Genomic DNA, 2,150 nt, shown 5'->3' on the forward strand with positions numbered 1-2,150 from the left:
CTTAGGCTCTTGCGGATAAAAAATGTCCCACCAAAGTTATCTAGCTTCGACTACGCTCAGCTAACGTTGGCTGAGCGTAGTCGAAGCTAGATAACTTTGGTGGGACATTTTTTATCCGCAAGAGCCTAAGAGAAATAGGGCTTCGATTTCGCCTAGCCATCAGGATATGATGGCTAGGCGAAATCGAAGCCTCTCACAAGTCATTTGAGATTGCTAAAGCTGTTACAGTTGCGTTATTTCAAAAAGTATCAAAAAGTAATTAAAAAATTAAATTAACGTTAGTTCGATAACACCATTTGCGCGGCGCTTAGCGCCGCGCGAATGGCGGAAATGACGTTAACCTTAAAGAACTACTAAAGAACTACTAAATATCTTGCAATCTCAATCTTACGGAATCACCGTGGGAGGGTAAGCCTTCGGCTTCGGTTAACAACGCGATCGCCCCAGAGACTTCCTTTAAGGCTTCAGGACTGTACTGAATCAAGCTTGAATGCTTCAAAAATGTTTCAACCCCCAGTGCCGACGAATAACGCGCACCCCCACAGGTAGGCAAAGTGTGATTTGGTCCTGCGAGGTAGTCACCGACTGCCTCAGGTGTAGAATGCCCGATAAAAATCGCCCCTGCATGACGAATTTGATCGATCAATTGCCAAGGTTCTTCGATTTCTAATTCCAGATGTTCTGGGGCAAATTGATTGGATAGTTCGGCGGCGGTATTGAGGTTATCGACGACGACAATTAAGCCATAGTGAGCGATCGCCTTTTCTGTCATTAAGCGCCGTGGATGGTTTTCTAGCATCCGATTTACTTCTTCAGAAACTCGATTAGCAAGGCGCGAATCATTGGTGAGCAGGATGGATGCTGCCATTTGATCGTGTTCAGCTTGAGCCAGCATATCTGCCGCTACGTAGGTAGGATTGGCGCTAGCATCGGCAATAATTAAAACTTCAGAAGGTCCTGCGATCGAGTCGATGCCGACACGTCCAAATACCTGCTTCTTGGCAAGGGTGACATAGATATTTCCTGGTCCTGTGATGACATCAACCTTGGGAATGGTTTCCGTACCATAGGCTAAAGCTGCGATCGCTTGCGCTCCCCCAACACGATAAATTTCTTCCACCCCAGCTACCTGAGCCGCCACTAAGATCGCAGGATTAATGGTGCGCTCCTGACCAGGAGGTGTAACCATGACAATCTTTTTTACCCCTGCAACTTTTGCGGGTACGGCATTCATTAAAACAGTACTTGGATAGGCTGCTTTACCTCCAGGTATGTAAATACCCGCAGCATCAACGGGCGTGTAGCGTTTACCTAAAACTATGTCCTTATCGCCAAAATGCACCCAGCTTTTTGGCACACGCATTTTATGAAATTCTTCGATACGCTGATGAGCCATTTCGATCGCCTTGAGTAGACCTCCTTTGACCTGTTGATAGGCAGCATCAAGTTCCGATCCACTGACGCGCAGTTCCGCCGCTGTGAAATCTTGACCATCAAATTCAGAGGTGTAGTGCAGTAGGGCGGTATCACCTTTGCGTCTAACTGTTTGAATGATTTCGGTGACTGTGGCTTCTTTGTGGATCATCTGATCGTCATAGATGCGATCGCAAATCCGTTTGATTTCGGATTCTGCTTCAGTTCTCTGGGTGACAATTCGTAGCATAGATTGTGACGTAAGAAGCGATGATTAATCCTAGCTTAACCTGTATTCCCGTAAGTTGTGTGACCTAAAAATCTAAAATTGCCATAAGCACTTGTTAAGTAGCTAAGCAAAGCTTAGAAGAGCATACCGCCCGCGTAGTAGGCGGTATGCTCTTCTAAGCTTTGCTTGGGCTAAATTCGGAGCTATAGCTGCCGCCAGTTTTGTTAGGACAAAATCAAAACCCAAAAGAGAGTTGCCGCGCTCTGCGCGGCAACTCTCTTTTGGGTTTTATGCCCTGATACAGTTGGCGGTAGCTAGATAGAAAAATCTCTAAGTAGCTGGGCATAATTAAAACCCAGAATCAAGACCTGTAGCGCACGCTGCGCTACAGGTCTTGTTCTTTTATGTTTAATTGCGCCTAGCTACTTAGAAATCTTGCCAAAGCCAGCGTTATAGCTATAGCCAAATAAGTTAAGACATAAAACCCAGAAGAGTGTTGCGGCGCGAA

1 protein-coding gene is annotated in these 2,150 nt (G+C 46.0%); it reads right to left on the reverse strand.

From position 1 onward, the window contains the following. Positions 1 to 364: 364 nt before the first annotated feature. Positions 365 to 1,663, reverse strand: a complete 1,299-nt coding sequence (gene hisD, locus AC805_RS14160; protein WP_055076017.1) for a histidinol dehydrogenase — start codon at positions 1,661 to 1,663, stop codon at positions 365 to 367. Positions 1,664 to 2,150: the final 487 nt, after the last annotated feature.

Origin of the sequence: Pseudanabaena sp. 'Roaring Creek', assembly GCF_001402795.1 — a bacterium.
GTDB lineage: Bacteria > Cyanobacteriota > Cyanobacteriia > Pseudanabaenales > Pseudanabaenaceae > Pseudanabaena.